The sequence below is a fragment of the Streptosporangium sp. NPDC023825 genome, assembly GCF_040639575.1.
Classification (GTDB): Bacteria; Actinomycetota; Actinomycetes; order Streptosporangiales; family Streptosporangiaceae; genus Streptosporangium.
Window position 1 is genome coordinate 1 of sequence record NZ_JBFAAE010000062.1, and the last position, 25936, is coordinate 25936.

Consider the following 25936-nt stretch of genomic DNA (forward strand, 5'->3'; position numbering starts at 1 on the left):
CCCTGCACACCTGGGCACCGGGCGACCGCGACCACTACATCGTGGTACGCACCGAGCAGATCACCGGCCGCCGCCTCTCCCCCGGACACGACGAGCAGGAGGGCTGACCGCCCGGACCCCGGAGCCGGAGCCGCCCCGGAGCCGCACCGGCCGTCGCGCACGGGCCCTTCCGTCCCGTCCCGGCGGAGCCGGTCGCCCACCGCCGTGGGACCTTCGGCCTCGGGGAACCCTCCTTCGGCCCTTTCCCGCCGCCGTGTCCCGCACGATCATGGGGGGACACCGGCCACCGGAAGGGAAGACGCGATGAGCATCACGGAAATGATCGAGCAGGCGAAGGACACCGTTTCGATCAGGCGGGTCTTCGGCGAGCCCATCGTCCAGGACGGCCTGACGATCATCCCCGTGGCCAGGGTCGTCGGCGGCGGTGGCGGCGGGAGCGGCAGCGGGGAGCGGGAGGGCGACCGCCCGTCGGAGGGGTCGGGAGGCGGGCTCGGCTTCGGCGTCACCCCCACCGGGGTGTTCGTCGTCAAGGACGCCGAGGTGCGCTGGCAGCCCGCGGTGGACGTCAACCGCATCGTCCTCGGCGGCCAGATCGTCGCCATCGCCGCCCTGCTGACGGTGCGTGCCATCGTGCGTGCGCGCGCCAGGACGGCGAGGAGGCGATAGCGGCGAGAGTCCCCGACCGGGAGGGCGAGGCCGGGGAGAGCGCCCGGCCACGGCCGTGCCGGTCGCGGGAGGGCACCTCGGAGGGCGCGCCGGGAGGCGTCCACTCCCGGCGGGCCGGGGGCGGGCAGGACTTGACCGGACGCGCCTTCCGCAAGTTTTGTGATCTTGAAATTCCGCGGAACGGTATCCGGAATTCCTGGACAGCAGGAGAAAACAAGCAATAGCCTCATTTCCACTTTCCAGGTGATCTTGCCATGGCAAGTCGACGGGACGGGGGTTCCCACTGATCGTCCGGCGGACGGAGACACTCGGAGGGGATGTGGGCGCTCAGGCGGAGGCCGGCGACATGGCGCGCCAGATCGTCGGCGCCCGGCTCCGGCAGCTCCGGCTCCAGCGCAACCTGACCGCCGCCGAAGCGGGAAAGGCCATCCGTGCCAGCGAGTCGAAGATCAGCCGTATGGAGACCGGGCAGCGGGGCTTCCGCCGGGACGATCTGCGTGACCTCTTCACCCTGTACGGGGTCACCGACCCGTACCAGCGGGAGATGCTGCTGTCGGTGGCGTTCGGCGAGCGCAGGCCGGGCTGGTGGGACAGCAAGGAGCTTCCGCTGGACGCGGCGGTGGTGATGCGCCTGGAGCAGACCGCGGACCTCATCCGCACCTACCAGCCGTTCGTCGTCCCGCCGCTCCTGCAGACCCCGGAGTACGCGGCGGCCGCCTACCGGATGAGCCGGTACCCGGCCCCGCCCCGCCACGTCGAGAGAAGCGTGGAGCAGCTGCTGCGCCGCCAGAAGGTGCTCGCCGGCGCCGACCGGCCCGTGCTGTGGGCCGTGATCGAGGAGCCCGTGCTCTGGCGGCCGATCGCGGGAGTGGACGCGCACATCCGCCAGCTCATCGCGCTGACCGCCTCGGCCCAGATGAAGGGCATCAGCATCCAGGTGAATCCGATGGGCTCACGGTTCGTCCCCGGGTACGGGCCTTTCACGATCTTTCGCCGCGGTTACGGCCGGCCCCAGGTGATCGCCGTCCACGGCGAGAGGGACGAGGTCGCCGAACGGTCCTTCCGGGAGGAGCACGCCATCACGTTCGACCGGCTCTCGGTCGCGGCCTGCGAGAGCGGCGACACGACAGCGCTCCTGATGAGGATCTGTGACCGCATTCACGTAATGGACGATCACCCACCTCCACCGAAAGGCGCCCAGTGACCCATCCCAGTGACGCATCGCAGGCGAGTGCGGCCCGCATGTACGACGTCATGCTCGGCGGCCAGGAGAACTTCGCGGCGGACCGGGAAGCCGTCAAGATGCTGGTGGCCCATTTCCCGACGGTCCCCGACGCGTGCCGGGCCAACCGCGGGTTCCTGCTGCGAGCCGCCAGGGCCATGGCCGACGCCGGCGTCGACCAGTTCCTGGACATCGGCTGCGGCCTGCCCACTCCCCCGAACCTCCACCAGGTCGTGCGGAGCGTCCACCCGGACGCCCGCGTGGTGTACGTCGACAACGACCAGACGGTCGTCACGCACAACCAGTCGACGGTCGACCACTCCGGCGTGCTGACGATCCACGGGGACCTGCGCCGGCCGCAGGAGATCCTGGACCACCCCCGGGTGCGGGCCACGCTCGACTTCACCCGGCCGATCGGCGTGTTCACCGTCGCGGTATGGCATTTCGTCACCGACGACACCGCGCACGACCTCATGGCCCGGTTGCGTGACGCCCTCGCGCCGGGCAGCTACCTGGGGCTGACCCATGCCTGTTCCGACACGATGCCGGAGGACGAGGCGTCCGCCGGGCTGGCGGTGTACGGGCAGACCCGCAACCCGGTCCGGCTCCGCACCATGCGCGAGGTCGGCGAGCTGTTCGAGGGGTTCGAGCTCCTCGAACCGGGACTGGTCCTGGCGGCGGACTGGCGTCCCGTCGACGGCGACCCGTTCCCCGAGCACGCGTTCGAGGTCGTCGCCGGTCTCGGCAGGATCCCGCCGCGCTGAACCACCCGTGGGCGGGCGCCGGGTCCCGCCACGGCGGGGCCCTGCCGATCGGGCGATCGGTCCGGCCGTTCCCCGCCCCGAGACGAGATCGCCGCCACTCCTAGGATGAGCCGCATGCACATTCTCGAACTCGACCGGCGGGCCGGCGACGCCTCGGGGAAGACCACCGCCGCCACTGACGCCACCGCCACCGGCGGCGCGCCGGTCCTCCGGCCGCCGGCCGCCCACCTCGGACGTGACCCGCGGCGGACCGCATGACGGACTTCGGCTTCGTCGCGCTCGGCGACAGCTTCACCGAGGGGGTCGGCGACCCTCTTCCCGACGGCACGTTGCGCGGGTGGGCGGATCTCGTGGCGGCGGATCTCGACGCGCCCGGCTTCGGCTACGCGAACCTGGCCATCCGGGGGCGCAGGTTCGACGACGTCATCGCGCAGCAGGTCGACGTGGCGATCGCGATGAGCCCGTCGCTCGTCAGCATCGCCGCGGGCGGCAACGACGCGCTGTGGCGCGGCTTCGACCTGACCACGATGCGCGACCGCTTCGACCGGGTGGTCGCCCGCCTGCGCGCGTCGGGCGCGGACGTGCTGCTCTTCACCTTCCCCGACCTGAGCGTCCGGCTCCCGCTGCCCGGCGTGCTGCGGCCCCGCATCGTCGCGATGAACGACCTGGTCACAGAGGTGGCCGAGCGGCACGGGGCCCACCTGGTCGACCTGTTCGGCGACCGGGCGTTCGACGACCACGGACTGTGGAGCGACGATCGCCTGCACCTCAACCCGCTGGGCCACCGCCGGGTCGCCGACCAGGTCCTGGCCGCGCTCGGCCGCGCCGCCGCCCCTCCCCCGCCCCCTCCCGGCCCGCCCGCAGCCAGACCGGCGCTGCTCGCCGACCTCCGCTGGGCCTCGGCGCACCTCACCCCCTGGCTGCGCCGCCGCCTGACGGGCCGCTCCTCGGGCGACGGGATCCTGCCCAAGCGTCCCGTCCTGACGGGCGGATTCGAGTCGCCGTCCGGCCCGTCCCCGGACCTGCGGTCCGGCTGAGCGGCCCGCCGGGGGCCGCGCGTGATCAGGCGGGGGCCGCGTGACCCGGTGGGATCCGGAGTCCCGGGCCCGCTTTCCGCATGGGGCGCCGGCGGGCGCCCCATGCGGATCCCCGGCCGGGGATCCCTGGCTGCGGATTCCCGGCGGATTCCCGGCGGATTCCCGGCGGATTCCCGGCGGATTCCCGGCGGGCTCCCTCACGTCGGCTCCCCCGCGGCGACGAAGACTGCCGGCCCGATACCTAAACCCAATCACTGACTGTACCGTTTTAACATTATTTGAGTTAATTCTTAGCTTTCGTGAGGTATTAGCCCCAGAGACCTTAATTGGGGGCAGGCGATGGCACTCACGAAGGTGGCAACCCGGGACTGGACGCGACGGCGGACCGCGAAACGCGAGCGGCTGGAGGCGGTGAGGCCCTTCATCTCGGGCAGCTCGGGCAGCTCGGGCACCTCGGGCCGGATCCTGGACACCGGGCGGACGCGTGACGCCCTGCAGGCGTTGCTGCGGCCGGGCGACCGGGTGGCTCTGGAGGGCGACAACCAGAAGCAGGCGGACTTCCTCGCCGAGGCGCTGGCCGGGTGCGACCCGAAGGTGGTGCACGACCTCCATCTGCTGATCTCCTCGATCAGCCTGCGTGAGCATCTGGACGTCTTCGAGCGCGGGGTGGCCCGCCGTCTCGACTTCTCCTACGCCGGCCCGCAGAGCGTGCGCATGGCGCAGCTGCTCGCCGACGGCACGGTCGAGGTCGGGGCGATCCACACCTATGTCGAGCTGTACGCGCGGATGTTCGTCGACCTCACCCCGGACGTCGCGCTGCTCTGCGCCGAGCAGGCCGACCGCGAGGGAAACCTCTACACCGGACCCGGCACCGAGGACACCCCGACCATCGCCGAGGCGACGGCGTTCCACGACGGCGTGGTCCTGGTCCAGGTCAACGAGCTGGTGGACAGGGTCACCCGGGTGGACATCCCCGGCGACTGGGTGGACCTGGTCGTGGAGAGCCCCCGGCCGTTCGCGCTGGAGCCGCTGTTCACCCGGGACCCCCGCCAGATCGGCCAGGTGGAGATCCTGATGGCCATGCTGGCGCTGCGCGGGATCTACGAGCGGCACGGCGTGACCACGCTGAACCACGGGATCGGCTTCGACACCGCGGCGATCGAGCTCATCCTGCCCACGTACGGCGAGGAGCTGGGACTGCGCGGGAAGATCTGCAAGCACTGGACGCTCAATCCGCACCCGACGCTCATCCCCGCCATCGAGAGCGGCTGGGTCGAGTCGGTGCACTGCTTCGGCGGGGAGCCCGGCACGGAGCGCTACGTCGCCGCCCGCCCGGACGTGTTCTTCACCGGCAGGGACGGATCACTCCGGTCGAACCGGGTGCTGTGCCAGCTCGCGGGCCAGTACGCCGTGGACATGTTCATCGGGTCGTCGCTGCAGATCGACGCCCGCGCCAACTCCTCGACGGTCACCGAGAGCCGGCTCACCGGTTTCGGCGGAGCGCCCAACATGGGACACGACCCGCACGGCCGCAGGCACGCCTCCCCCGCCTGGCTGAGCCTGCTGACCGGCCAGGCGTCCTCGCCCCGGGGGCGCAAGCTCGTCGTGCAGATCACGCAGACCTTCCGTTCCGGCGGCGTCCCGGCGTTCGTGGAGTCGCTGGACGCCGTCCAGGTGGGCAGGGACGCCGGAATGCCCATCCCGCCGGTCATGATCTACGGCGACGACGTCAGCCACGTGGTGACCGAGGAGGGGGTGGCCTACCTCTACCGGGCCGTCTGCCTGGCCGAGCGGCGCGAGGCGGTGGCCGCGGTCGCGGGGGCCACCCCGGTCGGCCGCGACATCGCCGAGCGGCGCGTGGACGAGCTGCGCCGCGACGGCCTGGTCGCGCTGCCGGAGGACCTCAAGGTCGACGTCCGCAAGGCGGACCGGTCCCTGCTGGCGGCCCGCAGCATCGAGGATCTCGTCGCCTGGTCCGGGGGCCTGTACGATCCGCCCGCGCGGTTCCGGACCTGGTGACCGGCCGATGACCGTCACCGGCGGCGCGCTCGCGGCGGGGGAACGGACGGCGAGGCCCTCCGCGGACCTGCTCGCCGACCTGGCCGTCCGGGCGCTGTGCCAGGAGGCGTGCCTGAGCCCCAAGCCGGGCCTGGCCGACCGCCGCGGGCGCGGCGCGCACGACGACATGGACCTGCCGCTCCTGCTGGCCTCCGCCCGGTCGCTGCGCCCCGTGTTCCGCTCCCTCGCCGAGGCGGCGGAGCGGACGTCCACCGGGATCGAACGCCGGGAGGAGCTGGGCCGGCTCGGCCGCGCGGGCGAGGCGGTCATGCTGCGGGCCACCCGGGGAGTGAACACGCACCGCGGGGCGGTGTGGGCGCTCGGGCTGCTCGTCGCCGCCGCCGCGGGCGCCGCCGGCGAGCGGGAGGCCGCCGGCCGGGCGGCCAGGCTCGCCGCCCTCCCCGACCGGCACCTCCCCGCGAGGGCGCCCTCCCACGGCGAGCGGGCCCGGCGGCGGTACGGGGTGCGCGGCGCCCGCGGCGAGGCAGAGGCCGCCTTCCCCCACGTCGTCGAGATCGCCCTGCCGCGGCTGCGCCGGGCCAGGGCGGCCGGGCTTTCCGAGGAGACGGCCCGGCTGGACGCGTTGCTGGCGGTGATGAGCCGCCTGGACGACACCTGCGTCCTGCACCGCGGCGGCCCCGAGGGCCTGCGCGTCGTACGGTCCGGTGCCGGGCGCGTCCTGGCCGAGGGGGGCGCGGGCACGGCCCGCGGCCAGGCCGCCCTCGCCGAGCTGGACGAGCGGTGCGTCGCCCGGCGGCTGTCGCCGGGCGGGAGCGCCGACCTGCTGGCCGCCGCGCTCTTCCTCGACATGGTGCCGTGGCCGGAGCCCGTCACCCGAGCCGAACGGAAGGTGCTCACGTGCAGACGCTGAACTACGAGTTCCCCGCCGACCGGCCGCCCGCCCGGCGGGCGCACGTCGGGGTGGTCGGTTCGGGGGATCTGGAGGTCCTGATGACCCCGGAGCGGGCCGCCGTCGCCCGGGTGCGCGTACGCACCAGCGTCGACGGGTTCGACACGGTGTGGCGGACCGTGCTGGAGCGCTTCTTCGCCCGCCACGGGGTCGCCGGGAGCTTCGAGCTCAACGACTTCGGGGCGACGCCCGGCGTGGTCACCCTGCGCCTGCGGCAGGCCATCGAGGAGGGCCGGGCATGACGTCACAGGACACACGAACGGACCGGACGGACTGGAACGCGCTGCTCGCCCGTACCGGCTTCATAGAGCTGGGTGCCCGGGCGCGCGCCGTCGCGCTGCTCGACACCGGCACCGCCCGCGAGCTGTGCGGCCCCTTCGACCGGATCGAGTCACCCTGGCTGGAACCCCAGGGCGTCGTCCCGGAGGCCGACGACGGCGTCGTCGTGGTCAAGGGGAGGCTCGGCGGGCGGCCCGCGGTCGTGATCGGCGTCGAGCAGGCCTTCCAGGGCGGCGGCATCGGCGAGGTCTCCGGCGCGAAGATCGCCGCCACGCTGTCCCTGGCCGCCGCCGACAACCGCGACGGCACCCCGACGGCCGCGATCCTGCTGCTGGAGACCGGGGGCGTACGCCTGCAGGAGGCCAATCTGGGCCTGGCCACGACCGCGGAGGTGTGCTCCGCGCTGCTGGAGCTGCGCGCCCTCCAGCCCGTCGTCGGCGTCATCGCCGGAGCGCTGGGCTGCTTCGGCGGCATGAGCATCGCCGCCGGGCTGTGCACCTCCCTGATCATGACCAGGGAGGGCCGTCTCGGGCTCGACGGTCCCGAGGTGATCGAGTCCGAGGCCGGCGTCGCCGAGTTCGACGCCTCCGACCACACGCTGATCTGGTCGATCGACGGCGGCACGCAGCGCACCGGGACCGCGCTGGCCGACATGCTCGTCCTCGACGACGTCACCGCCGTGCGAACCGCCGTGATCGACGCGGTGGGGCGCGGCGTGCCCGGCGAGCACCGCTCCCGGCGAATCGGCGAGCTGCGGGCCCGTCTCCAGGCCGTCGACCCGGCCGATCCGCCGGAGCCGGCCGAGCTCGCGGCCGTCTGGGCGGAGGTCGTACCGCGGGAGGCCCTACCGCCGGAAGGCCGCGCCACAGCCGCCCGTACCGCGACAGCCCGCGCCGAGGGGAGACAGGTGACGAGCCGGGGCCGGAACTGGACGCGGGCGCTCGCCGACGGCGACGTGAGCGACGTGGTCCCGTCGGTGATCACGGCGGACGCCACCCTAGGTGGTGACGTCGCCCGCCTGATCGCCGTCGTGCCGGACCCGCGGAGCCCGTACCACCGGGCCCGCCGGGGCGAGGTCGGCCTCCGCGAGGGGCTCGCCCTCGCCGAGGCGGTGACCGAGGTCGTCACCGGGGACGCGCACCTGCCCGACGACCGCCGCCGCCCGATCGTCGCCGTCGTCGACGTGCCCAGCCAGGCCTACGGGCGCGTCGAGGAGGTGCTCGGCATCCACCACGCCCTGGCCGTCGCGGTGGACGCCTACGCCCGCGCCCGCACCGCGGGCCACCCGCTGATCACCCTCGTCGTCGGAACGGCGCTGTCCGGCGGATTCCTGGCGCACGGCGCGCAGGCCGGCCAGATCCTGGCGCTCGACGACCCCGGCGTGGTGGTGCACGCCATGCACAAGAAGGCCGCCGCGAGAGTGACCCGCCGGACCGTCGACGAGCTCGACGAGCTGGCCCGGCGCATCCCTCCGCTGTCCTACGACGTCACCGACTGGGCGAAGCTCGGCCTGTGCGACGAGCTCCTGGACGTCGAGAACGCCGGCGACCCGACCGGCGGGGACGCCGGGAAGGTGAGGGACGCGCTCACCGCCGCCGTCGAACGGGCCCGCCGCGGCCCCCGCGACCTGAGCAACCGGCTCACCTCGCCCGCCGCCCGGCGAACCCGGGCCGCCTCCCGGCGCGTCCACGAGGCGCTCGCCGCCCAATGGCGGTGACCGCGCGCCCGCACGACCTGCTGCGGCTCTCCGGAGCCGCGGCGCTCGGCGACACGCCCCCGGGGTGGGTGCCCGCGTCGATCGCCGCCTGCCCCTGGTGTGTCGTACGGCGGGCACCGCACCCGCCCGGCCTCGTCCCGGTCGGCATCCGCGGGCCCGAGCGATGGCAGCGCCACGCCGCCCTGGTTCCCCGCGACGCGGTCATCCGCTCCGTACCGCCCGAGGAGCTGAGGGAGCGGCGGCCCTGGCTCCCCCTGCTCGCCGTCACCCTCTCCGCCGTCACCCTCCTGCTCGCCGGCGAGCTGGAGGGCGACACCACCTGGGGCCCGATCGGCGGGGTCGGCTTCGAACTGGCCACCGGGCAGCCGGTCACCCACCCCGGAAGTGACCTGGACCTGCTGATCCGGGCGCCGCGCAGGCTGGACCGCGCCCTGACCACCCGGCTGGCGGCCGTTTTCACCGCCCTCCCCGGTAAGGTCGACTGCCAGCTGGAGACACCCGGCGGCGGGATCGCCCTCGCCGAGTGGGCCCGCGCCGACGGCCCCGTCATGGCCCGTACCGACCACGGCCCGCGCCTGGTGGACGACCCGTGGGCCCCCGCATGAGCGTCGCGTTCCTCTACCCCGGCCAGGGCACCCAGCGGCCCGGGATGCTCCACGACCTGCCCGACCATCCGGCCGTCACCGCGACCCGCGCCGAGGCCGAGCGGATCCTGCCCGGCTCGTCCCTGCGGGACACCGCCGAGGCGCTGGAGTCCACCGTCACCGCGCAGGTCGCGCTCTGCGTCGCCGGAGTCGCCGCGACCCGCGCCCTCGCCGGCGAGGGCGCCGTTCCCGACGCCGTGGCCGGGCACTCCGCCGGAGCGTTCCCGGCCGCCGTCGCGGCCGGCGCCCTGACCTTCGCCGAGGCCCTCGTGGCCGTACGCCACCGCGGCGAGCTGATGCGCGACGCCTATCCTCGCGGGTACGGCATGGCCGCCGTTCTCGGGCTGAGCGTGTCCCAGGTCCGGCGGGCGGTCGAGTCGACCGGCACCGGCGACGACCCGGTCTACCTGGCCGTCGTCGACACCGACCATCAGGTCGTGGTCGCCGGCAGCGACCGCGCCCTGGAACGCCTCGCCGCGACGGCCGCCCGGGCCGGCGCCCGGCGCGTGCGGCGCCTGGACGTCGCCGTCCCCTCGCACTGCCCGCTGCTCGGCCATGTCGCCGACGCCATGGCCGACCACCTCGCCGCGATCCCCCGGCGTCCCCTCGGCGTTCCCTGTCTCGGCGACGCCACGGGCCGCCTCCTGCGCGACTCCGCCGCCGTCCTCGACGACCTCGCCCGCGGCATCGCCACCACGGTGAGATGGCGCGACGGCATCGCCCTGCTCGGTGAGCTCGGCACGACCCTGTTCGTCCAGACACCCCCCGGGGACGTCCTGGCCAGGATCGCCCGGGCCGCGCACCCCCGCACCCGGGTCATCACCCTCGCCGGCACCGGCGTCGCCGACGCGGCGCTGCTCACCCGCCGCGCCCGGGGGGACGGGGCCGATCGGCACGCGACCGCCCGGGGAACGGACGCCTCGGCGAGACCGGCTCCCCGATGAGACCGGCTTTCCCTCGAGACCGGCTCCCCGGCAGGGCCAGCTCCTCGACGAGACCGGCTCCTCGACGAGACCGGCTCCCCGGCGAGACCGGCGACCGCCGCGGAGACGCCGGACACCGCTCGCCGGAACCCGAAGATCACCCATCGCGCCAAGGAGGAGAAAGATGAGATCCGCACGCACCTGCCGGCGGCTCCGGGGGGTCGCACCCGCGGTGGCACTCGCCGCGGCCGCCGCCTTCGCGGTGGCGTCGCCGGCGACCGGCGCCCAGACGGCCACCGCGGCCGGGGCGGCCTCGAAGGCACACTGGTCGCCGGCGCTCACGGCCGAGCCGTTGCCCTGCCGGTCGCCGGGCCGCGTCAAGCCCACGGTCGTCCTGGTGCACGGCGCCTGGGCCGACACCTCCAGCTGGAACGGCGAGGTGAGCTCCCTGCGACGAGCGGGTTACGTCGCACGGGCCATCGCCAACCCGCTCCGGAACCTCACCGACGACGCCGCGTCCGTCGCCGACTTCCTGAGAACCGTCTCCGGCCCGATCGTTCTCGTCGGGCACTCGTACGGAGGCTCGGTGATCACGAACGCCGCCGCGGGCGTCCCGAACGTCAAGGCCCTGGTGTACGTCGACGCGGCGGCGCCCGACGTCGGGGAGACCACCGGCGGGCTCAGCGGCCGCCGCTCCGCCCTCTCCGCCGATCCCGCCTCCCTCTACGACATGGTGTCCTACCCGGGCGCGCCCCGGGGAGCGACGGACCTGTACCTCAAGCAGGACGTCTTCGTCCGCTCGTTCGCCTCGGACCTGCCCCGGGACACCGCCCTGCGCCTGTGGGCCACCCAGCGCCCCGCCTCCACCAGCGCGTTCACGACGCCGTCGAAGGCCGCGGCGTGGAAGACGATCCCCTCCTGGTACTTCATCAGCACCGGCGACCGGATCATCACCCCGTCCTCGGAGCGGTTCATGGCCCACCGGGCGCGTTCGAAGGTCACCGAGTTCCCCGGCGGCTCGCACCTGACCCTGGTGTCGCACCCGGACGCGGTGACGACGGTGATCGGATCCGCGATCTGCTCCGTCCGCTGAGCGGCCGGAGGCCCGGGCGGGACGCCGTCAGCCGCGCGGACGGCGGGCGGCCACGAGCACCGGTCCTCCCGTGACCGTGGGGAAGCGCTGGACCTCCTGGAGTCCCGACGACGTCAGGGCCTCGGCCATGCGGTCCGTGTCGTAGGCGTTGCCGCCGTTACGGACGGCGGTCCACCGGCCGACCGCCTGCCGCAGGGGGTCCCGGGAGGCCGGGTTGGTTCCCACGACGATCCATCCCCCCGGGCGGAGGGCGTCGGCCATTCGGGGCAGAGCGGCGTTCAGCACCGCTTCCGGCAGGAAGGGCGCGGGCAGCCAGATGAGGTCGTAGGCGGAGTGCTCGGTCACCTCGGCGACGTCCAGCCGGCGTAGCGACACGCGCTCGCCCGCCTCTCCGGCCTTGGCCGTCTCGATGCGGGCGAGATCCAGGACACGGTCCAGGATGTCGATGCCGAGGACGTGGGCGCGGGGGAACTCCCTGGCCAGGGCCACGGCGATCGCCGCCACCCCGGTCCCGACGTCGAGGATGCGGCTTCCCGCGGCGTCCAGGCGGTCGGCCAGCCCGGCGAGGCGGGGAACGACCCTCGTGGCGAGCGCGTGGCCGGTCGCGGCGGAAGCCCTTCCCTGGTTCAGCAGGACCTCGTCGTCCTGGTCGGCCCAGCCGCCGCCCGCGACGTCGTTCCCCTCGTGCGCCGCGGCGGCGACGGCCTGGCGCAGCGAGCTCAGCTTCGCCTCCCCGGCGCTTCGAGCCGTCGGGCCCTCGACGGGGCGGAGCGACGGATGCGGGATGAGCTCGTCCCCGTTCCGCTCCACCAGCCCGGCCGCCTCCAGCACGGCGGTCCGTTGCGGGGCGGCGGCCAGCACGTCGGCCAGCGGGGCCGTCAACGCGTCGCGCATCGTCCCGATCACGGCGGCCAGAGCCCAGGAGGCGGCCTCCAGAGCGGCCACCGGATCGTCATCGAAGACCGGGTCGGCCTTACCGTCGACGGACATAAAACCCCCAATAGAGTGCACACCTGCACTAACAGGGAGGAATAGTACAAGCATTTCTTGGCGCGTCCGGGCGGGCGCTCCATCTGCCGGCGGAACACGGGTGGGCGGCTGGAACGGATCGCCCGTGTGTGACAGGCTCACCTGGCCCGCACCGGTCGAGCGAGTCGCCGACCCGTGAATCTCGCCGGCGGCGGCGGTGGTGCCGCCGCTCCTTCGAGGCCGGACCGGGGCGCGCGGCGCGGGAAGGGGCTCACCATGACCGAACGCATGATCACGGTGCGAGGAGTGCGGCTGTGCGCCGAATCCTTCGGCGACCCGGGCCGGCCACCGGTACTGCTGATCATGGGGACCGGCGCGTCGATGCTGTGGTGGGAGGACGACTTCTGCCTCGAGCTCTCCGAGGGTGGAAGGTTCGTCATCCGTTACGACCATCGCGACACCGGCCGGTCCGTCACCTACCGGCCCGGGCATCCGGGCTACGACTCAGGAGACCTCGTGGAGGACGCGGTCGGTGTGCTCGACGCCTTCGAGATCCAGGCGGCGCACCTCGTGGGGGCTTCCGCGGGAGGTGCCCTGGCGCAACTGGTGGCACTCGATCATCCCGGCCGGACCAGCACCCTTACCCTGATCAGCACCACGTTCGCCCTGCCCACCCCTCGCGGCCGCGATCTGCCCGGGCCGGCCCGCGAGTTCATCGGGTTCCTGCGGGCGGCGCACCCCGGCTGGACCGACCGCGAGTCAGTGGTCGACTATCTGGTGAACTACGCGAGGATGCTCACCGGTGGCCGCCGGCCGTTCCCGGAACGGGAGGTCCGGGAGCTGGTGCGAGCCGACATCGACCGTGCGCACGACCCCGCCTCGGCGCGGAACCACGACCTCCTCCAAAACGCGCCGCGGGACCGTCCGCCACTCGCGAGCATCCGGGTGCCGACGCTGGTGGTGCACGGCGCCGCGGATCCGATGTTCCCGCTTCCGCACGGGCACGCACTGGCCGAGGAAATACCGGGCGGACGGTTGCTGGTCCTGCCGGACTCCGGGCATGGCGTGGAACGCGCCGACCGGGCCGTGCTCGCTTCGGCGATCCGCGAGCACACCGCCGGTTAGTTCGTGTGTTTCCGCGGGGTTCTCGCATGCGCGCCGACCGGCTGGTCTCGCCGGTGCTGCTGCTGCGGCGGCACGGCCACGGTCCCGTCGGTCCGGTGTCGCGTGGAGGAGCGGAGAGGTGGGAGACGGCCCGGTCCCGCGCCCGGAAGCGGCGGTCACTCGGCCGGGCGGTAGTCCAGGACGATGGCGCCGGAGCTGAAGGCCGCGGTGCCGGCCAGCTTCCAGGAGGAGGTGGCGACGCCGTCGGGGAACAGCCGCTTGCCGGAGCCGACCACGACCGGGTGCAGGAAGAGCTTCAGCTCGTCGATGAGGTTGTGCTCGATCAGGTAGGCGACCAGCTCGCCGCTGCCGTAGATCAGCAGGTCCTGGCCCTGCTCGGCCTTGAGCTTGGCGACCTCCTCGGCGACGTCCCCCTCGATCACGGTGGCGTTCCACTCGGGGTCGCGCAGGGTGGTCGAGGCGACGTACTTGGGCAGGTTGTTCATCTGCTCGGCCCCCGGCGTGCCCTCCATCTTCGGCCAGGCCTGCGACATGCCGTCGTAGGTCTTGCGTCCCAGCAGCAGCGCCCGGCTGGCGTGCAGCTGGCCGCTCTGGAACCTGGCGTGCTCGTCGTTCCAGTACGGGCCGGTCCAGGCGGGCTGCTCCACGACGCCGTCCATCGAGATGTAGATGACTGCGACGACCTTGCTCATGTTCTGCTCCTCGGGGGTGGCGGCCCGTCCGGCCCGCTGTTTCGATGTGCCCTCAGCGTGGCGGAACCCGTTTACGGATTGTTTACGGCTTCCGCTCCATCGGTTGCGCGGAGCCTGCGGTCGCGGTCCGCCCCGGGCGGCGGGGCCCGCACGGGCGTGGCCGCCGTGCCGGACGCCTGCCGGGGCGACCGGTCAGGCCATGTCCCAGAGCAGGCGGTAGTAGGCGAGGCGCTCCGGATCCGGGGCGATCCCGTACGCGTCGTACACGACGCCGTCGTATCCCGGGCCGAAGTTCCACTCCATGCTCCACGCCGCGACCGCGAGGTCCGCCCACCGGTCGGCCACCCCGAGCGAGCCCAGGTCGACGTGCGCGGCGAACGTGCCGTCGTCGTGCAGCAGGGTGTTGGGGACGCACGCGTCCCCGTGACAGACGACGAGGCGGTCGACGGCGGGCGGCTCGCCGATGCGGGCCCGGGCCTCCGCGAGGTCCAGGTGCCGGTGCTCGGGGAACCGGTCGGCCGGCCCCTCGCCGTCGGCGATGCGCTCGTCGGCGCGGGCGAGCCGTCGGTCGACGCTCCAGTCGTACGGGCACAGGTCGACGGGCAGCGCGTCGTGGAGCAGGCGCAGCCCTCGGCCGATCGCGGCCGCCGCGGTCACCGGGTCGGTGCTCCACCGGGGATCCACCGCCGAGAGGCCGGGAACCGCCTCCGTGACCAGCCACGCGCCGTCGGCGTCCGTACCGTGCTCGACGACCCGCGGGACCGTCACCCACCGCCGCGCCCAGGTCAGCCGCTCCGCCTCGCCGGGGAGGTCGATCTCCGGGGTGCCGGCGGGGACCCACTTGGCGTATCTGGTGGCACCGCGCCCGTCTTCGAGACGGAACGTCAGGCCGCCGAGCTCGTTGCGCCACACCGGGGTGACGGTGTCGCCGCCGGCGAGCGCCGCGACGACGCCGGGGACGGCCACGGGGCCGGTCGGGATCTCTGAGATGACAGGACGGCTCATGAGAACCCGATCCTCCCGGCAGAACGCTGCCGGTGACAAATGGGTTTCCGGGCCGGAGAGGACCCGCCGGAGAGGGCCGGCCCCGTACGGGACGTCGAAGCCGACGGAGAAGCCGGTGGAGAAGCCCGCGTGGAAGCCGGTTCCGGGAGCGGCGCGAAGCCCGATCCATGATTCCGGCTTTGACCGTTCTTAAGCTGCGGCGCCCCGGGGGTGGGTAGGAACAGGGAAGTTCTCGGGCGCTCGGGTCCGGGTCTCTCCCCGAACATCGCGAGGAGGACCTCATGAGCACGCGACCACAGCGGGCGACGGCGCCCGTCCGGGTGCCGTCCGGTGCCTCCGCCGACGGGGACGGCATCGTCGTGGGCGCGGGCCCGGTCACCGTTGACGTCTACATCGACTTCCTGTGCCCGTTCTGCAAGACGTTCGAGCAGACGTCCGGGCCGGCGCTGAACGGGATGGTGAGGGATCGGGCGATCAGCCTGGTGTGTCACCCGATGGGCTTTCTGGACAGGCTGTCGACCACCCGGTACTCCTCCCGCGCGTCGGCGGCCTCCGGTTGCGCCTCGGACGGCGGGAGATTCGTCGAGTACACTCGCGCGCTCTTCGCCGGCCAGCCCCCCGAGGAAGGACCGGGACTCACCGACGACGAGCTGATCGAACTCGGCGGTCCGGCCGGGCTCACCGGCCCGGCGTTCGGCGAGTGCGTGCGCGAGGGCGCCTACCTCGACTGGACCGCCTACGTGACGCGGAAGGCCATCGAGCGGGGGGTGGGCGCCACGCCGACCGTCCTCGTCGAGGGCACACCCGTGCCGGCGACCCCCGAGGCGATCGTGGCCGCGGTGGCCGCCGCCCGCTGACCCCCAGCCCGCCTGGAACGTGTTCGCGGGTGACGGCCGCCTGCGCTTCCGGGCCGAGCTCCGCGTCGACGACGCGTCATGGGTGCGTGGCCGCGGCCGGGCGCTCTACCAGGCCGTGACAGGGCCGGCGTACTACTGGGACACCAACCCCGGGATGGTCCGCCAGACCGCGCACGCGCTGGAGCAGGTTCTCGCCGATGGTTCCCCGTGAGGTGCCCGGGGCCCGCTGACGACTCCGTCCGCACCGCCACGGGCGGCGGGGCCGCCGCGTCCCCGGATCACCGAGATGTGATGCCACGAAGGATGGAAAAGGCGATTTCATGCTGAAATAGCATAAACTTGCCTGGTGGACGTCCTTGGAGCCTGGAGAGCGTTCGTCAACGTGAGCGATCGAGGAAGCTTCACGGAGGGTGCGGCGGCCACGCGCGTGCCGCAGTCGGTCGCGAGCCGCCGGATCGCCGCCCTGGAGAAGCACCTCGGGGAGCGGTTGTTCGATCGGTCGTCGCGCGGGGCGATACTCACGCAGTTCGGCCGCGACATGCTTCCGTCGGCGAAGCGCCTCCTCCGCCTGGCCGACGACATGGAGCACGAGGCGGAGCGGGCCAGGCTCAATCCCCTGCGTCTCGCCGTTCCCGACACCTGCGCCGTCCGCGACCTCGCGCACCTCGGGGCGGAGGCCCGCAGCAACGACATCCACCTCGACCTCCATGCCGCCGCCCCGGCCGAACGGGCGGAACTCGTCCGATCTCGCGAGGTTCGCGCCGCCCTCACGGTGACACCGCCCGGCGACGCGACCTGGTCCGTACGGCTCGGCCTCGCCGGCACCACGGACCTTCCGGTGGCGGCCGTCTACGTCGAGACCCTCCGGGCCGGCCGCGCCGCGCGGTCGTCGCGAAGGAGCCGGATCTGGATCCAGCCCGAGGACGACGTCCCCCACATCCGCGACCGGATGTTCCGGATCCGGGACTCCGTCGGTCTCCAGCCCGCGCAGGTCGTCGTCGCGGCCACGCTCACCGCCGCCGCGGCGGAGGTCTTCGGCTCGGCGGATCTCCTCCTGTGCTCGGTCCGGCAGGCCGAGGAGCTCGGGCTACACTGGCGCCCGATCGGCGAGGTCCGCCTCGCCCGCGGCTTCGAGGTGTCGGCCGCCGTCGGGGACGACGCGGAGCGCATCAGGACCCGGCTGTGGCACGCGATCGCCCGCTGTCTCGGCGCGCGCGAACAGGACGGAGGGACACCATCAGGGTCGAGAGCCTGATGCGCGAACTCCGGCGAACGCTCGACGACGCCGGGTTGCGCGGATCGTTCCTGGTCCGGGACCTGCACTCCGGTGAAGAGGTCGGCATCGAGCCGGACCTCGAGTTCCCGATCGCCTCGCTCGTCAAGGTTCCGCTCGCCATCGCGACGCTCGAACGCGTCCGGAAGGGCGAGCTCGACGGCTCCACGCAGATCCTCGTGCGGCCGGGCGGGATCACCACTCCGGGTCCGACCGGGCTGAGCAGGTTCCGGCATCCGGCCAGGATCGCCGTCGACGACCTGCTCTACCTCAGTACCTCCCTGAGCGACAACACCGCGGCGGACGCGCTGTTCGCCCTCACCCCGCCCGCCGAGGTCTCGGCGGTGATGCACGGGCTGGGGCTGCGCGGCATCACGGTCCGCCACACCATCCAGGAACTCGTCGAGAACCCGGTGGAACGCCTCGACCCGGCCGACGCCCACCTCGCCCACTTCCTCGCCATCGAGGCGGGGACGGCCGGGCGGGGACATCGGATCCCGCAGCTCGACGTGACGCGCGCGAACTCGGGGTCCGCGCGAGCGTTCATCGACCTCCTGCGGGCACTGTGGACGCCGTCCGCGATCGACCAGGCCGTCGCCGAGCGCGTGCGGGGCCTCATGGCCGACAACATCCTGCGGCACCGGCTGGCACCCGATTTCACCTCCGACGCGTCGAAGTGGTCCTCCAAGACCGGGACGCTTCTCAACCTCCGCCACGAGGTCGGCGTCGTCGAGCACGCCGACGGCCAGGTCTTCGGCGTCGCCGTGCTCACCGAGTCCCGCGTGCCGGCCGCCAGCCAGCCCGGGGCCGAGGCGCTCATGGCGGAGGTCGCACGCGCACTCCGCGATCGGCTACGCCACATGTGAACCGCCCCGTCAACCGCGCCACAGGGTCGAGGACGTCCCGGACGCCGATCTCCGGCGATCCCGGCTCGGGCCGGTTCCCGCGGGATCCCCCGGCTCCCGGCCCACAGGACGGTGCGCGCCCCCGTCACGGTGCGCGCGGTGGCCGCTGTCCGATCAGGCGTTCCCCTTCCCATCGGGCGCGGAGTCGACGTCCGGGGCGAACTGCGCCATCGAGACCTCCGCCGCCGCCGCGATCTCGGCCGCGCCGGCGGTGCCCGAGGCCTCGACCGCCGCGATCCACGCGTGGACCGACTGCCGGGAGAACTCCTGGCCCTCCGGAGAGTTCGCCGCCGCGACCGGGTCGCCACCGGCCTCGCCGACGACGAACAGGCCCAGCGACATGAGGGCCCCGTCCCATCCGGGCCCGACGTAGAGCGCGCCCGCGCCGCTGCCGGCCATCTCCAGGGGGACGGTGTGCTCGAGTTCGAAGGTGGTCGCGTCCTCCCCGTCGGGGGACAGCCGCAGCTCGACCAGGCTGGTCTCGGCTCCGAACGTCACCTTCAGCAGGCGGGGCGGCTCGCAGCGCAGGATCCGGCCGCCCGCGTTGCCCTCCAGCTGGAAGTCGCCGCCGACGCGCAGATCGCCGCTGACCGGCAGGAACCAGCGCTTCATGCGGTCGGGGTCCGTCAGGGCCTCCCACACGTCCTCGATCGGCGCGTCGTAGCGGCGTCGCAGCAGCACGCCGATGCCCTCGCCGTCGCCGGCCGATCGGCTGCCGACCTCACGGTTGACGGCGTTGATCTGGTCGATGATGTCGATCATGGCTCTTTCCTCTCCTTGGTATCGGGGCCGCTGCCGGTTGCCGCGCCCGAGTCGTCGGCCGGGCGGCGGTCGTGCCCGCCTCGGGTGAGTTCGGTGGCCAGCCCGTCCAGATGCCGGCTCCAGAACCGGCGGAAGCGTTCCAGCCACGTGTCGATCTCCCGCAGGGGCGCGGGGTCCATGGCGTACAGGCGATGGACGCCTTCGGCCCGGACCGTCGCGAACCCGTTGTCCCGCAGCACCCTCAGGTGCTGCGAAACCGCCGAGGGGGAGATCCCGAACTCCTCCCGGATGATCGCGGTGATCGCACCGGAAGGCCGCTCGCCGCCGACGAGCAGTTCCAGGATCCGGCGCCGGACCGGGTCACCGAGAACATCGAAGGCGTGCACGGATGAGACTATTTCAGTATGAGCTTATATAAGTCAATGCTGCTATATAGAACGGCCGGGCCCGCGCTCCCCCGTCCACCGCACCGGCCGGCGCCCATGGCCGATCCGCCGGCGGCCGAAGGCCGCACGGGCACCCCGGCAACGCGAGACCGCCCCGGCGGACCCCGCCGGGGCGGTTCCGTCCCGGCCCTTCAGGCTCGGAAGGATCCTCGGTTCATCCACCGGTCCCGACGGCACCGGACGCTTCCGGCGTCTCCTCGGCGACGTCGGATCGGGAACGTTCCCGGCCGGGAAGACGCTCGACCGGGACGATGCCGCACAGCTCGGCGACGGTGTCGAGGGGGACCTCGGCGGCGACCGCGCGGACCAGCAGGGTCTCCATCCCGCGCAGCAGCGCGTGCACGGTGGCGCGGGGCAGGTAGGCGGTGTCGGCCAGCAGGTGGAGCTCGCAGGCGTCCCTGGCCTGACCGGTGATGAACTGGACCGTGGTGGCGTCCACGTGCTCCCAGGAGCCGGCCTGGGCGAAGGTGGTCCGCGCGGTGAGGGCGGCGATCGCGGCGGGATCTCCCGGCGGCTCCACCGCGGGCAGGTCGGGCCAGTCGCCGCCGCCCCGCGTGTCGTTGAAGTAGGCCGACAGGTCGACGGGCCCGCCCCGCTCGCGGCCGAGCTCCTCGCGCATCGCCATCAGCCTCAGCGGTTCGTAGAGCGCGTGGCGATAGGCGGCCAGCGCCTGCCGGTGCCCGGCCCGGGTGGCCTCGGCCAGGGTGCCGCCGGGCGGCAGATCCAGCAGGAAGACACCGTCCTGCGCGGCCGGCCCCACCAGCACGCCGATCCGCGGATCATGCCGATTGGCCGCGATCAACTGCATCACCACCCGCCGATGCCCGGTCAACACCGACAACAACACCGCGCTCGCCGTGGTCAGCACACTGGCCGAACTCACCCGCCAGCGTGCCGCCAGCACCTGCGCCGCCACCCCCAGCGCCACCGACTCCATCCGCACCCGGACGAACCGCGGCTCCTCCGCCACCCCCGGCGGGTAGTCGAACATCGAGCGCGGCGCCCCCTCCAGCACCCCCCGCCAATGCCGGAACGCCCGCTCCCCCCGCCCGGCCCCCGCCCCCTCCCGCTCGAAGAACGCCTGATCCATCGGCTGCCACCCCGGATCCGGCCCCTCGACCCCGGCCAGCAACGCCCGCCAATCGGCCGCCAGCAGATCCAGCGCACCCCCGTCGACCGCCAGATGCGACACCCCGAACGCCACCGCCCGAGGCCGTCCTTCCACCACCACCACCGCACACCGCACCGGCCACTCAGCGGCGTAATCGAACACCCGCGCCGCCAGCCCCTCGGCCACCTGCCTGGCCAGGGTCATCGGCCTGGCGTCCCCGCCCTCGACCACCTCGACCACCAGCCGCCCCGAACGCGCCACGTGCTGCACCACGCCATCGGCACCCGGCCGGAAATTCGTCCGCAACGTCTCGTGCCGCTCCAACAACCGCCGCACCGCCCCCAGCACCCCACCAAGATCACGCCTGCCGTACACCGGCAACACCCAGGAGATGTTGAAATAGGGATCGTCAGCACCCCGCCACGTGGTCAACCGCCAGATCGACGCCTGACCCCAGCTCAACGGAGCCACCCCACCCCGCGTACCGGCGAACTCCACCACCGCACGCCGCGGCAGGTCGGCCACCGCCACCCCCGGCCCGGCCGGCGGCCGCACCCGTGCCGCCGGGGCCGGATCGTCGATCCCGGCCAGGGCCGGTTCGAGATCAGGTCGCGGAGAAATCACACCGTCGGAATCCACGCCACAAGGCTGATCTTCCCGAACCCCGGTGTCAACGGGTGTTTCGGCAGCTGGACCGCCGTTTTTCCCTTGCGGGATCCGGGCCTTCGCGCGAGCCCGAGGATGCCCGGACATCGGGCACGAGAGGCGATCGACCCGTCCCGCACGGCATTCCCGCGGCCGGCGCGAGAGGCGATCGACCCGTTTCGCACGGCGCTGCCGCGCGGAGAGATTATGGTGTCCCAGGTGAGCCATCCGCCGCTTTTGGGGAGATATGTCCGATTTTAAGGTTGACAGCGCACCGGCGACTCCTGTCACCGTGCTGCTCGTCGAGGACGACGCGGTGATCCGCAGGACGGTCTCGATGGCACTGGAGCGCTACGGCTACGAGGTGTCCGCGGCCGGCGACGGCCTGACCGGCCTGGAGCTCTTCCGGGACGGGCGGCACGATCTCCTGCTGCTGGACGTGATGCTGCCGAGCCTGGACGGCATCGGGCTGTGCCGCAGGGTCAGGGAGTCCAGCACGGTCCCGATCCTGATGATGTCCGCGCGGGGTGACGCGCTGGACGTGGTGTCGGGTCTGGAGGCCGGGGCCGACGACTACGTCGTCAAGCCGGTCGACACGTCCGTGCTGGTGGCCAGGATCCGCTCGCTGCTGCGCCGGGCCACCTTCGCCCCGGCTCCCGGGCACGCGCCCGAACCCGTCTCAGGCGGCGACCTGGTCTTCGGCGATCTGACCATCGACACCGGCGGCCTGGAGGTGCTCCTGGCCGGTGAGCCGGTCACGCTGGCCCCCACCGAGCTGCGGCTGCTGCTGGAGTTCGCGGCGAATCCGGGAATCGTGCTGGACCGGCACACGCTGTTGCGCGACGTCTGGGACTACGGGTGGGACGGCGACAGCCGCGTGGTCGACCTGTGCGTGCAGCGGCTGCGCAAGAAGATCGGCGCCGATCGGATCGAGACGGTCCGCGGGTTCGGCTACAAGCTGCGGCGCTGAGATGGGACACGCCGTCGCCCGGCCGGCACCCGGGCCGCCGAACTGGAGGTCGCTGCGCTGGAAGATCGCCGCGCTGGTGACCGTGGCGTCCTGCGCGGTGGCGCTGGCCGTCGGGGTGCTGGTGCATCGGAGCACCCTTGAGCGTTCCATGGAGCTGGGCAGGAATCAGGCCCTGACCGCGCTGGTGTCCGCGGTGGAGAACCACCGGCGCCCAGGCGGCACGTGGATCGGCGAATCCGACCCCGAACGCATCCCGCCCACGCTGCTCCAGCAGGTCAGGAGCACCGGGCAGGCCGGTACCTGGTACGACGACCGCAAACCGGACATCCCCTGGATGTGGGCGGCCGAGCCCGTCGGCGACCAGGTGGTGGCCGTACAGATCGACATGGGCGTCGAACTGCGCAGCCGGCAGGCGCTCGACCGGCACATCGTGATGGCCGCGCTGGCCACGCTCGGGGTCGTCATACCCTCCGCGGCGCTGGCCGCCGAGCTGCCCAGCCGGAGGCTGAGGCGGGTGGCCAGGACCGCGCGGCGCATCGCGGACGGCGACCTGGACGCCCGGACCGCGGAGGGCGGCCGGGGCGGTGACGAGATCGCCGAGATCTCGGCCACCGTCGACTCGATGGCGGACAGCCTGCGGGAGCGGCTGCTGAGCGAGCAGCGCTTCACCGCCGACGTCGCCCACGAGCTGCGCACCCCGCTGATGGGCCTGGTCACCTCCGCCGAGCTGCTGCCGGAGAGCGAGGCCACCGAACTGGTCAGGGACCGGGTGCGGGTACTGCGGGCCCTGGTGGAGGACCTGCTGGAGATATCCCGCCTCGACGCGGGCGCGGAACACGCCGATCCCAGGCCCGTGGCGCTGGGCGACGTCGTCGAGGAATCCCTGGCCAGGACCGGGCTCCAGGCACGGCTCACGGTCACCGGGGCCGCCGGGAACACAGAGGCCGAGACCGACCCGCGCCGCCTCGACCGGATCCTCGCCAACCTCGTCGCCAACGCCCACCGCCACGGCCGCGCGCCGGTCGAGGTCACCGTGGACGGCACGACGATCGTCGTGCGCGACCACGGTCCCGGATTCCCCGGCGTCCTCCTGGCGGAGGGGCCGCAGCGCTTTCGCACCGGCACGGCCGAACGCGGTCGCGGTCACGGCCTGGGACTCACCATCGCCCTGGGCCAGGCCCGGGTGATCGGCGCCACCCTCACCCTGGCCAACGCCGCGGACGGCGGCGCGGTCGCCACGCTCCGCCTTCGAGACCCCGAAGGCCCCTGAAGCTTCCGCGGCTCCTGCGGCTTCCACGGCTCCCCCGGCTTCCGAGGCGACGGGCGGCCTCCGGGCTGATACACACCCGATGCACAGCTGAGCGGCCACGGATACGCGGTCCCGGCGGCACGGACATCCGCACCGCACAGGGTGGCCGGTGCGCGCGACCGTCGCGCGCCCGTCCCCCGGAGGTGCCCGCCCCATGCACTCTGCCCGTACCCGCGGTGTCCCGGAAGAAGCCGGCGGTGGATCGGAGGAAGGGCGGCCGCACCCGGATGAGCCGGCCTCGGCGCACCGGGCCGGCGGATCGCACGGCGGGCGGCCGCCCGCCTGCGCGCCGGAGCGGCCCGCCGGCGCCGGAGACCCGGGCAGGACCCCGCGGCAGCCGAGGTCCGCGGGCGGCGAGGGTCCGCGGCGCGCGCTCTGGGCCGACGTGGCCAAGGGCGTGTGCATCCTGCTCGTGGTGCTCTGGCACGTCGTCGTGAAGCACTACCTGCGGATCGACTGGGGGGTGTCGCCGCCGATCCCGGGGGCCTGGGGCGCCCTGACCGAGCAGCTGCTGCCGCTGCGCATGCCGCTCTTCTTCACCATCTCCGGCATGTTCGCCGCCGGAGCGGTGGCCCGGCCGTGGCGGGTCGTACGCCGCTCGAAGGTGGGCCGCTTCCTCTACCTCTACGCGGTGTGGCTGCTGATCCACACCGCGGTCCTGGCGCTCGTGCCGTCCTTCGACACCGCCCGCGCCGACGACGTCGCCGGTCTGCTGGCCCAGCTGACGATCACGCCGTCCAACCTGTGGTACCTCTACGCGCTCGCCCTGTACTTCGTCCTCGCCAAAGCCACGCGCCGCGTCCCGGTCGTCCTGGTGCTGGGAGGAGCGCTGGTGCTGTCGGCCCTGGCGTCGGCCGGGCTGCTGGAGGCACCGGGCAACCGTGCCGGCCTGTACCAGAACCTCGTCTTCTTCCTCGCCGGGCTGTACTTCCGGTCGTACGTCGAACGGCTGGCCGCCACCGCGGGCTGGGGACGACTGGCCCTGACCGGCGCCTGCTACGCCGGGTGCCTGGCGGTGGTCGCGATGACCGGCTCCCGGGCCTGGCCCGGTGTCTGGCCGGTGGTCTGCGCCGTCGCGACGGTCTTCGGCGTGACGGCCGCGGCGCTGCTCGGCCGCCGCGCCACGCTCGGGAACGCGCTGGCGAGGCTGGGGCGCCGCACCCTGCCCGTCTACGTCATCCACATGCCCCTGCTCGCGCTGCTGCACCTGGCTCTCGTGCCGCCGCTGTCGGCCGGCATGGACGGCGGGCTGCGGATCGTACTCGCCGTCGTCGAGCCGGTCGCCCTGACCGCCCTCGTGGTGTGGCTGTGCCTGACCCTCCACCGGCTGCTGCTGGGGCTGGGCGCCACCTGGCTGTTCGATCTCCCCGGCCGCGGCTCGCGAGCGGCGGGGTCGGCAGCGTCGCCGTCCAGCTCGGACGGGCGTACGGCGCGCACGTGACCGCACTCGCGGCGCCGGGAACCTCGACTTCGTGAGAGACCTCGGCGCCCACGAGATCTTCGACTACGCAACCACCAGCCCGGCCGACCTCGGCTCCTTCGACGTCGTTCTCGACACCGCGATCGGCACCGAACTCAGCGCCTTCCACCGGCTCCTGGCGCCGAGAGAACGGATGGTGACGATCACCTTCGATTCCCGGCACATGCTCTCGTCACTGTCGTACATCCTCACGTCCACCGTGTTCGGCTCGCGGCGCGTGAGGCTCAGCGTTGTCCAGCGAGGAACCCCGGGCGTTCACGCCCGGGAGGAATCGCCTCCCGGTCCCGGGGTCGTGAACGTCTGGTCGTTGGTCCGGGCGTTTCTGGTTTTCGATGTACTTCTTGATGATGCTCAAGGGTGCACCGCCACAAGGGGGGCGGCGCAGGAGGACGGCGACCGGTCGTCGACACGATCCATCCCCTCGCCGACATCGCCGAGGCCCACCGGGCGCTGGAGGCCGGCGGCGTGCGCGGCAAACACGTCATCCGCATCGGGTGAGCGGAAGGTCCCCGCCGCCGGTGCCGGGCGCGGCGGGGACCTTCGACGACGGGACCTCCGGCGACGTGCGGTCAGGCGCGGCGCAACCCGACGTACTGGAACTCGGCGAAGGCGCCGACCAGGAGAGCCTGGGCGAGGACGAAGGCGACGCCCAGCGGGTTGGGGTCCACCCAGCCGGTGAACAGCAGCAGGACGCTGTCCACGGCCCACAGCACGTTGACGGCGATCAGCGTCCAGACGCCCGCCCTGGGCGGGACCGGACGGCAGGCGAGGTAGGCGACGAACGCGGTGAACGGCAGCAGCCCGATCCCGGCCCAGCGGATCAACGGCTCGGGGAGGGCGAGCAGATCGGCGAGCGGGGTCGCCGCGACGGCCAGGACGAGCGCGAACCCTCCGGTGAGGAGGGCGTCCGTCCACAGCACGCGGGTGAGCAGGGGGGTACGGGAGATGAGGGTGGCGGTGCTCATAGATGTCTCCTTCGCCGAGGGCGCGGGCTTCCGGCTTCGCGGAAGGCGTCGGGGTTTCCGACGCGCTCAGCACACCGCCTCAACCGCTGCCATCTGCAGACATGGCACT

The 25936-nt window shown here is 73.2% G+C and carries 27 protein-coding genes and 1 pseudogene; 21 read left to right on the top strand and 7 right to left on the bottom strand.

What is annotated here, in order from left to right:
• Positions 1–303: 303 nt before the first annotated feature.
• The 12 genes from AB0G15_RS35335 to AB0G15_RS35390 all read left to right on the top strand — a co-directional run bounded on the left by AB0G15_RS35335 (position 304) and on the right by AB0G15_RS35390 (position 11313).
• Entirely contained in the window at positions 304–666 is a 363-nt protein-coding gene (locus tag AB0G15_RS35335) for a spore germination protein GerW family protein (RefSeq protein WP_362848536.1), read from the top strand.
• A 319-nt stretch (positions 667–985) separates the two neighbouring features.
• Positions 986–1870 (top strand): helix-turn-helix transcriptional regulator, encoded by an 885-nt coding sequence (locus AB0G15_RS35340; RefSeq protein WP_362848538.1) that lies wholly within the window; start codon positions 986–988, stop codon positions 1868–1870.
• Complete coding sequence (locus AB0G15_RS35345; protein WP_362848541.1) at positions 1867–2652, top strand: SAM-dependent methyltransferase; 786 nt, start codon at positions 1867–1869, stop codon at positions 2650–2652. The genes AB0G15_RS35340 and AB0G15_RS35345 overlap by 4 nt, the downstream gene beginning before the upstream one ends.
• A 114-nt stretch (positions 2653–2766) precedes the next feature.
• Positions 2767–2910, top strand: a complete 144-nt coding sequence (locus tag AB0G15_RS35350; RefSeq protein WP_362848544.1) for a hypothetical protein — start codon at positions 2767–2769, stop codon at positions 2908–2910.
• A complete protein-coding gene (locus AB0G15_RS35355; protein WP_362848546.1) occupies positions 2907–3689 on the top strand; it encodes an SGNH/GDSL hydrolase family protein in 783 nt (260 codons plus the stop codon). The genes AB0G15_RS35350 and AB0G15_RS35355 overlap by 4 nt, the downstream gene beginning before the upstream one ends.
• A 339-nt stretch (positions 3690–4028) precedes the next feature.
• Complete coding sequence (gene mdcA, locus AB0G15_RS35360) at positions 4029–5708, top strand: malonate decarboxylase subunit alpha (RefSeq protein WP_362848549.1); 1680 nt, start codon at positions 4029–4031, stop codon at positions 5706–5708.
• A gap of 7 nt (positions 5709–5715) precedes the next feature.
• Positions 5716–6618: a triphosphoribosyl-dephospho-CoA synthase gene (locus AB0G15_RS35365; protein ID WP_362848552.1), complete on the top strand. Its 903-nt coding sequence runs from the start codon at positions 5716–5718 to the stop codon at positions 6616–6618.
• Positions 6606–6899 carry a malonate decarboxylase subunit delta gene (locus AB0G15_RS35370; RefSeq protein WP_362691890.1) on the top strand — a complete coding sequence of 98 codons (294 nt, stop codon included), beginning with the start codon at positions 6606–6608 and terminating at the stop codon, positions 6897–6899. The genes AB0G15_RS35365 and AB0G15_RS35370 overlap by 13 nt, the downstream gene beginning before the upstream one ends.
• Positions 6896–8653, top strand: coding sequence for a biotin-independent malonate decarboxylase subunit beta (locus AB0G15_RS35375; protein ID WP_362848554.1), 1758 nt, complete (start codon positions 6896–6898; stop codon positions 8651–8653). Before AB0G15_RS35370 ends, AB0G15_RS35375 begins: the two co-directional genes overlap by 4 nt.
• The gene (locus AB0G15_RS35380; RefSeq protein ID WP_362848557.1) at positions 8644–9258 is read left to right on the top strand and encodes a malonate decarboxylase holo-ACP synthase; all 615 of its coding nucleotides are present in this window, start codon (positions 8644–8646) and stop codon (positions 9256–9258) included. Before AB0G15_RS35375 ends, AB0G15_RS35380 begins: the two co-directional genes overlap by 10 nt.
• Positions 9255–10241: an acyltransferase domain-containing protein gene (locus tag AB0G15_RS35385; protein ID WP_362848559.1), complete on the top strand. Its 987-nt coding sequence runs from the start codon at positions 9255–9257 to the stop codon at positions 10239–10241. Before AB0G15_RS35380 ends, AB0G15_RS35385 begins: the two co-directional genes overlap by 4 nt.
• A 163-nt stretch (positions 10242–10404) precedes the next feature.
• Positions 10405–11313, top strand: a complete 909-nt coding sequence (locus AB0G15_RS35390; protein ID WP_362848562.1) for an alpha/beta hydrolase — start codon at positions 10405–10407, stop codon at positions 11311–11313.
• A gap of 27 nt (positions 11314–11340) precedes the next feature.
• Here the strand turns inward: AB0G15_RS35390 and AB0G15_RS35395 are convergent, their stop codons facing one another.
• Positions 11341–12303, bottom strand: a complete 963-nt coding sequence (locus tag AB0G15_RS35395) for a class I SAM-dependent methyltransferase (protein ID WP_362848564.1) — start codon at positions 12301–12303, stop codon at positions 11341–11343.
• A gap of 255 nt (positions 12304–12558) precedes the next feature.
• Here AB0G15_RS35395 and AB0G15_RS35400 point away from each other — a divergent pair, with 255 nt between their 5' ends.
• The gene (locus AB0G15_RS35400) at positions 12559–13407 is read left to right on the top strand and encodes an alpha/beta fold hydrolase (protein WP_362848567.1); all 849 of its coding nucleotides are present in this window, start codon (positions 12559–12561) and stop codon (positions 13405–13407) included.
• Between the two features lie 155 nt (positions 13408–13562).
• Here AB0G15_RS35400 and AB0G15_RS35405 read toward each other — a convergent pair whose 3' ends face one another.
• Complete coding sequence (locus AB0G15_RS35405; protein ID WP_362848570.1) at positions 13563–14099, bottom strand: dihydrofolate reductase family protein; 537 nt, start codon at positions 14097–14099, stop codon at positions 13563–13565.
• A gap of 192 nt (positions 14100–14291) precedes the next feature.
• Positions 14292–15104 carry an aminoglycoside 3'-phosphotransferase gene (locus AB0G15_RS35410; RefSeq protein ID WP_362848573.1) on the bottom strand — a complete coding sequence of 271 codons (813 nt, stop codon included), beginning with the start codon at positions 15102–15104 and terminating at the stop codon, positions 14292–14294.
• A 281-nt stretch (positions 15105–15385) separates the two neighbouring features.
• On the opposite strand from AB0G15_RS35410, the gene AB0G15_RS35415 reads away from it, so the two are divergent.
• The 4 genes from AB0G15_RS35415 (at position 15386) to AB0G15_RS35430 (ending at position 18100) form a co-directional block, all read left to right on the top strand.
• Complete coding sequence (locus AB0G15_RS35415; protein ID WP_362848575.1) at positions 15386–15961, top strand: thioredoxin domain-containing protein; 576 nt, start codon at positions 15386–15388, stop codon at positions 15959–15961.
• 19 nt (positions 15962–15980) lie between these two features.
• Positions 15981–16172, top strand: coding sequence for a hypothetical protein (locus AB0G15_RS35420; protein WP_362848577.1), 192 nt, complete (start codon positions 15981–15983; stop codon positions 16170–16172).
• Between the two features lie 135 nt (positions 16173–16307).
• Entirely contained in the window at positions 16308–17216 is a 909-nt protein-coding gene (locus tag AB0G15_RS35425) for a LysR family transcriptional regulator (RefSeq protein ID WP_362848580.1), read from the top strand.
• Positions 17198–18100 (top strand): serine hydrolase, encoded by a 903-nt coding sequence (locus tag AB0G15_RS35430; protein WP_362848667.1) that lies wholly within the window; start codon positions 17198–17200, stop codon positions 18098–18100. The genes AB0G15_RS35425 and AB0G15_RS35430 overlap by 19 nt, the downstream gene beginning before the upstream one ends.
• Before the next feature lie 153 nt (positions 18101–18253).
• On the opposite strand, the gene AB0G15_RS35435 is transcribed toward AB0G15_RS35430, so the two are convergent.
• The 3 genes from AB0G15_RS35435 to AB0G15_RS35445 all read right to left on the bottom strand — a co-directional run bounded on the left by AB0G15_RS35435 (position 18254) and on the right by AB0G15_RS35445 (position 21082).
• Entirely contained in the window at positions 18254–18901 is a 648-nt protein-coding gene (locus AB0G15_RS35435; RefSeq protein ID WP_362848582.1) for an SRPBCC family protein, read from the bottom strand.
• Complete coding sequence (locus AB0G15_RS35440) at positions 18898–19287, bottom strand: metalloregulator ArsR/SmtB family transcription factor (protein ID WP_362848584.1); 390 nt, start codon at positions 19285–19287, stop codon at positions 18898–18900. Before AB0G15_RS35440 ends, AB0G15_RS35435 begins: the two co-directional genes overlap by 4 nt.
• Positions 19288–19501: 214 nt before the next feature.
• Positions 19502–21082, bottom strand: a complete 1581-nt coding sequence (locus AB0G15_RS35445) for a condensation domain-containing protein (protein WP_362848587.1) — start codon at positions 21080–21082, stop codon at positions 19502–19504.
• A 268-nt stretch (positions 21083–21350) separates the two neighbouring features.
• Between AB0G15_RS35445 and cseB the strand changes: the two genes are divergently transcribed.
• The 4 genes and pseudogenes from cseB to AB0G15_RS35465 form a co-directional block, all read left to right on the top strand.
• Positions 21351–22073 (top strand): two-component system response regulator CseB, encoded by a 723-nt coding sequence (gene cseB, locus AB0G15_RS35450; protein WP_362691843.1) that lies wholly within the window; start codon positions 21351–21353, stop codon positions 22071–22073.
• A 1-nt stretch (position 22074) separates the two neighbouring features.
• On the top strand, positions 22075–23343 hold the full coding sequence (locus tag AB0G15_RS35455) for a HAMP domain-containing sensor histidine kinase (RefSeq protein ID WP_362848590.1): 1269 nt from the start codon (positions 22075–22077) through the stop codon (positions 23341–23343).
• 193 nt (positions 23344–23536) lie between these two features.
• A complete protein-coding gene (locus AB0G15_RS35460; protein ID WP_362848592.1) occupies positions 23537–24823 on the top strand; it encodes an acyltransferase in 1287 nt (428 codons plus the stop codon).
• A 432-nt stretch (positions 24824–25255) separates the two neighbouring features.
• Positions 25256–25360, top strand: a pseudogene (locus AB0G15_RS35465) (zinc-binding dehydrogenase); the annotation flags it as partial.
• Between the two features lie 71 nt (positions 25361–25431).
• Here the strand turns inward: AB0G15_RS35465 and AB0G15_RS35470 are convergent.
• Complete coding sequence (locus AB0G15_RS35470) at positions 25432–25827, bottom strand: hypothetical protein (protein WP_362848595.1); 396 nt, start codon at positions 25825–25827, stop codon at positions 25432–25434.
• Positions 25828–25936 lie beyond the last annotated feature (109 nt).

What these genes read in the sequence shown, in the direction of transcription:
- mdcA (WP_362848549.1), top strand. Translation starts at nt 4,029, where the DNA reads ATGGCACTCACGAAGGTGGCAACCCGGGACTGGACGCGACGGCGGACC.
- AB0G15_RS35435 (WP_362848582.1), bottom strand. Translation starts at nt 18,901, where the DNA reads ATGATCGACATCATCGACCAGATCAACGCCGTCAACCGTGAGGTCGGC.
- AB0G15_RS35390 (WP_362848562.1), top strand. Translation starts at nt 10,405, where the DNA reads ATGAGATCCGCACGCACCTGCCGGCGGCTCCGGGGGGTCGCACCCGCG.
- AB0G15_RS35355 (WP_362848546.1), top strand. Translation starts at nt 2,907, where the DNA reads ATGACGGACTTCGGCTTCGTCGCGCTCGGCGACAGCTTCACCGAGGGG.
- AB0G15_RS35470 (WP_362848595.1), bottom strand. Translation starts at nt 25,827, where the DNA reads ATGAGCACCGCCACCCTCATCTCCCGTACCCCCCTGCTCACCCGCGTG.
- AB0G15_RS35335 (WP_362848536.1), top strand. Translation starts at nt 304, where the DNA reads ATGAGCATCACGGAAATGATCGAGCAGGCGAAGGACACCGTTTCGATC.
- cseB (WP_362691843.1), top strand. Translation starts at nt 21,351, where the DNA reads ATGTCCGATTTTAAGGTTGACAGCGCACCGGCGACTCCTGTCACCGTG.
- AB0G15_RS35410 (WP_362848573.1), bottom strand. Translation starts at nt 15,104, where the DNA reads ATGAGCCGTCCTGTCATCTCAGAGATCCCGACCGGCCCCGTGGCCGTC.
- AB0G15_RS35455 (WP_362848590.1), top strand. Translation starts at nt 22,075, where the DNA reads ATGGGACACGCCGTCGCCCGGCCGGCACCCGGGCCGCCGAACTGGAGG.
- AB0G15_RS35400 (WP_362848567.1), top strand. Translation starts at nt 12,559, where the DNA reads ATGACCGAACGCATGATCACGGTGCGAGGAGTGCGGCTGTGCGCCGAA.
- AB0G15_RS35365 (WP_362848552.1), top strand. Translation starts at nt 5,716, where the DNA reads ATGACCGTCACCGGCGGCGCGCTCGCGGCGGGGGAACGGACGGCGAGG.
- AB0G15_RS35460 (WP_362848592.1), top strand. Translation starts at nt 23,537, where the DNA reads ATGCACTCTGCCCGTACCCGCGGTGTCCCGGAAGAAGCCGGCGGTGGA.
- AB0G15_RS35380 (WP_362848557.1), top strand. Translation starts at nt 8,644, where the DNA reads ATGGCGGTGACCGCGCGCCCGCACGACCTGCTGCGGCTCTCCGGAGCC.
- AB0G15_RS35350 (WP_362848544.1), top strand. Translation starts at nt 2,767, where the DNA reads ATGCACATTCTCGAACTCGACCGGCGGGCCGGCGACGCCTCGGGGAAG.
- AB0G15_RS35375 (WP_362848554.1), top strand. Translation starts at nt 6,896, where the DNA reads ATGACGTCACAGGACACACGAACGGACCGGACGGACTGGAACGCGCTG.
- AB0G15_RS35415 (WP_362848575.1), top strand. Translation starts at nt 15,386, where the DNA reads ATGAGCACGCGACCACAGCGGGCGACGGCGCCCGTCCGGGTGCCGTCC.
- AB0G15_RS35395 (WP_362848564.1), bottom strand. Translation starts at nt 12,303, where the DNA reads ATGTCCGTCGACGGTAAGGCCGACCCGGTCTTCGATGACGATCCGGTG.
- AB0G15_RS35405 (WP_362848570.1), bottom strand. Translation starts at nt 14,099, where the DNA reads ATGAGCAAGGTCGTCGCAGTCATCTACATCTCGATGGACGGCGTCGTG.
- AB0G15_RS35385 (WP_362848559.1), top strand. Translation starts at nt 9,255, where the DNA reads ATGAGCGTCGCGTTCCTCTACCCCGGCCAGGGCACCCAGCGGCCCGGG.